Origin of the sequence: Microbacterium sp. 69-10 (assembly GCF_001897945.1) — a bacterium.
In the GTDB taxonomy this organism is placed as follows: domain Bacteria; phylum Actinomycetota; class Actinomycetes; order Actinomycetales; family Microbacteriaceae; genus Microbacterium.
The window spans coordinates 92,736-96,275 of sequence record NZ_MKRT01000024.1; the positions used below are offsets into that span (position 1 = coordinate 92,736).

At 59.8% G+C, this 3,540-nt stretch carries 4 protein-coding genes; all 4 read right to left on the reverse strand.

The features are described 5' to 3' along the window. Positions 1 to 62: 62 nt before the first annotated feature. A complete protein-coding gene (locus tag BGN97_RS11425; RefSeq protein ID WP_292701451.1) occupies positions 63 to 806 on the reverse strand; it encodes a hypothetical protein in 744 nt (247 codons plus the stop codon). A 64-nt stretch (positions 807 to 870) separates the two neighbouring features. Next, on the reverse strand, positions 871 to 2,112 hold the full coding sequence (locus BGN97_RS11430) for a hypothetical protein (RefSeq protein WP_292701453.1): 1,242 nt from the start codon (positions 2,110 to 2,112) through the stop codon (positions 871 to 873). A 3-nt stretch (positions 2,113 to 2,115) separates the two neighbouring features. Beyond that, on the reverse strand, positions 2,116 to 2,910 hold the full coding sequence (locus tag BGN97_RS11435; RefSeq protein WP_292701455.1) for a hypothetical protein: 795 nt from the start codon (positions 2,908 to 2,910) through the stop codon (positions 2,116 to 2,118). A 2-nt stretch (positions 2,911 to 2,912) separates the two neighbouring features. Then, the coding region (locus BGN97_RS11440; protein WP_292701457.1) for a hypothetical protein at positions 2,913 to 3,540 on the reverse strand (628 nt) is incomplete at its 5' end.

Consider the following 3,540-nt stretch of genomic DNA (forward strand, 5'->3'; position numbering starts at 1 on the left):
GATGAGCTCGAGCTCGTGGTCGAGCAGTTCGAGTTCGTCGTTCTGGGTGCTGATCTCGTCGGTCACTTGCCGTCTCCAGATGTATCGGTGCCGTCGGCGAACACGAACTCGATCTTCGCGCCCGGCGACACGCTTTGGATGATTGAGGTGTAGAAGACCTTGGCCTGAGCGGTGAGCACGTCGTTGCTGTTCTTGACGTACTTCTCAGCGTTCCTGTCGCCGAGAATGCTGTTGGTCATCTTCGACTGGTTGGCTTCTTCAGCGAGCCAGCCGAGCACGTCGTTGCTCTTGATCGGGTCTTCGAACTCGGGCTTGCTGTTACCGATGAAGATGAACTTCGGGATCGATACGCGATAGGCGTTCTTCTTGCCCTCGACGGGATCGATCTTGACTTCCGAGCCCTCGATTCCGAGTTTCGCGTCGAACTTGTACAGAAGGTACGTCACTCGACTGCTAGCGGGAATCGCCAGGCCAAAGATCTTTCCATCCGTGCCCTCCTTCTGGATGCCCTCGATGTGCGCACTTGCCAGCACCACCTGCTGCTCAGGTACGACGAATTTGACGACCTCGGTGTTTTCCTTGACGGTGTTGCCACCGAAGATCGACGAGAACGCGACGGCGTTCATAGCCCCGCTCGCGAATGCAGCGACGATTCCGCCGATGAACAGCGCAGCGACGAGCAGCAGCGGCCAGATGAGGACACGTGCGCGGAAGAACTTCTTCATGGCGTTCAGCTTTTCTTGGAGGTCGATGTACAGCACTGGTGCGGAGGTGCGGGTGATCTGATCGGGTCGTCCATCGCGCACATATGCACTCAGTATTGTGGACGCAGTCACACCGGTGAGAACTGGGCGGGAGCAGAACGTACTGTCAGCCACCAGGCTTGCTGGACGCGGCTGGCGACGACAAGACCTTGACCAGGTCGACAACCTTCGACAACACGTCTTCTGGCGCTTGGCTCTGTGTCGTGGCAGTTCCTTCCCAGGCGTGGCCGAAGGCTCGCTTCGCGAATGCGATCTTGGCTGCCTCGGCGCCGTCGACGTTGGCGAGGAACGGCCCGAGGGCGCGCAGTTCAAGCTCTTGACGCTTGAAGCTCGTCGCACGCTGGGTGGCCTTGCTCCCAAAACGGAAGGCCACTGTTGCGATGCCACCGATACCGGCAGTGATGCTGAGTTTGAGAGCGAGAATCTGCCAGGGAAGGGGGTCCGTTGCGTGGCCGAACGCGAAGAGAAGGACGATCACGCCTCCGATGGTGGCTGCAAGACCAATGGCGTACGCAACATATGCTGCCTTCCTCTCCGCCGCCGAGTGCTCCTGAAACTGTCCTGCCAAGATGTCGCCGCCAGCAATGCTCGCGAGGTCCTCGGTCGTGGCTCGTAGAGCCGAGACGGCGTCACGATCCACTTCGGCCATCGCCGCCGCCTCCGAGATCGTCGTCAGATGGGGCTGAGCGAGCTGATCGAATTTGGCCTCCTGCTCTTGCAACCAATTTCGAAGAGTCTTTTCTCGTGCTGTCTGCGCCGTAATGAACGAGTCGTTATTGGCAGTCAGCGCATCGCTGAGACGAGATTCGTCATTATCAATCCTGGCCTCGAGCTGGGTGAGTGACGCTTGAGCGGCGGTTGTTGCGTCGATGAGGGGAGCTTCTCTGGCCTGTGCATCCGAGATTGCGTCAGTGAGCTTGGTCGTCAGCTGTTGACGGCTGGCCTCCAATTCGCGCGCGTAATCCTGTAGCGCGCGAGTGACAGCTCCTCGCGCTGCGGGGCTCCCCACGCTCCTGGGAACGGTCGCAAGCTGCGCTCGAACGTTGTCGGCGTATGCCAGTGCCTGTGTCAGATACTGCGGCTGAGTTGGATTCGCCGCGTAGTTGTTGAGCGATGACGTCACATTTGCAAAGTGCGCATTGGCATTGTCCAGCGCAGCCGTCGTCGCGAAATCGACATCGATGCTCTCTCTTAGCGAATGGGCCGCCAACAGGAAATTGAACAAATCGTCAACAGTAGTCCGCGTCGCGCTTTCGGCCTGCGGATCAATGGATCGCAGTGTGTCTGTCGCCTTTTCGATCGCGGGCCATAATGCGTGAGCTCGAAAGAGGTCGGAGCGGTCAGACATGAGTCACTTCTCCTTTCGCCCGCGGAACAGGCATGGTCGACGTGCTTGGTGTTCGACTGGTCCGGACGTGGGTGGCGGCGGAGCCCAGATTTCTGAAGCGGACAGGCCCAGGCCGTTCTGGTACGCACTGATTCCGGTCATTGCACGTTCAAGACGAATCCAGGGTGTGGTCAGTTCCTTGTCCTGCGCCGCTCGCTCCTTCAACCGAGTGCTGTGGAGTGCGCGTTTGCGCGCGTAGTCGTACTCGCGGAGCACACGCCACGGGTCCTCGCGAACCAGGTCGCTGCGTCCGTATCGCCCTGCTGCGACCAGCACGTTGAAGCGTTCTGTACCGACGGATGAGGCGTGCAATGCGGTGAGCTCGGCTACGATCATCAGCACGGCGACGGCACCCGCCCACCATCGCAGGGCGACACTTTCGGACGCTGCTCCGACGGTGTTCAAGGTAACGGCCACGACGCCAGAGAGTGCAACGAGGATCCACATCGGGGTGACTCCGCCAATACCGATACGGCGTCTCGCCTCATGCGCTTCGACCATGATCCGTGCTTCCGTGACGCGAGCTGCGAGCTGGCGACGCTCGGAGGAGTCGATCTCGCCATCATGTTGCTCAAGTGCTTCGGCGAACCTTGCGCGCCAATACTTGGCGGAGGAGGGAGAGCCATGCACGGCCTGGGAACGGCCGGCGAGCCAAGGGGGAATCGTCTTGACCGCCCACAGAAGGATGAGGACGAAAACGACCACGCCAACGGTCCACTGACCGAACACCGGCTCGATGAGTTGCTTGAAATAGTCCATGGTCAGAGCACCCCTGAGGCAACAGCTTCGATGTCACGGACTTGAAGTTCACCGGACATGAGCTTGGGGAGCAGCGTGTCGCGGGTGGCGGCAAGCGAGCGGTTCTCCAAACTGACGGCGACGATTGTTTCGTATACGGGCTCGGCTTCGCGCTGGAAAACTTTGGCGGCCGACCCGATCGGAACCATCGCCGTTTTGCGTTGTAGGTCGCTCTTGTTCAAATGGATGACGGTTGTAGCGGACTTTTCCTTCTCGACCTCCTCAAGAGGTCGCCGGATAGCCTCGCGCACAAGCGCATTACCGAATTGCGTATGTGTGAACATGCACACCCGTTGGTTGAGCAGTCCCGGTTTGCCGAGCCAGATCGTGGGACGGAACTCCGCGTCCATCCCGACCACTACGTCACCAGCTTCGACAACCGTCTCGCGAGGACGCTGCTCCGTCGTCCAGACTTGGGATTCATACGTCTTCAGGTCGCGGATGCGAATCAGCGGGCGCCCATCACCTGGCTCGCTGAAGAAGCTACCGCCGAATGGCTCTCCAAACGTGACATCGAATTCGTCAAGGAGGCCAACCTCCTTGGCATCTTGGGCGACTGCACTCCGGTACGTCGACGTGAGTAGACCGTCG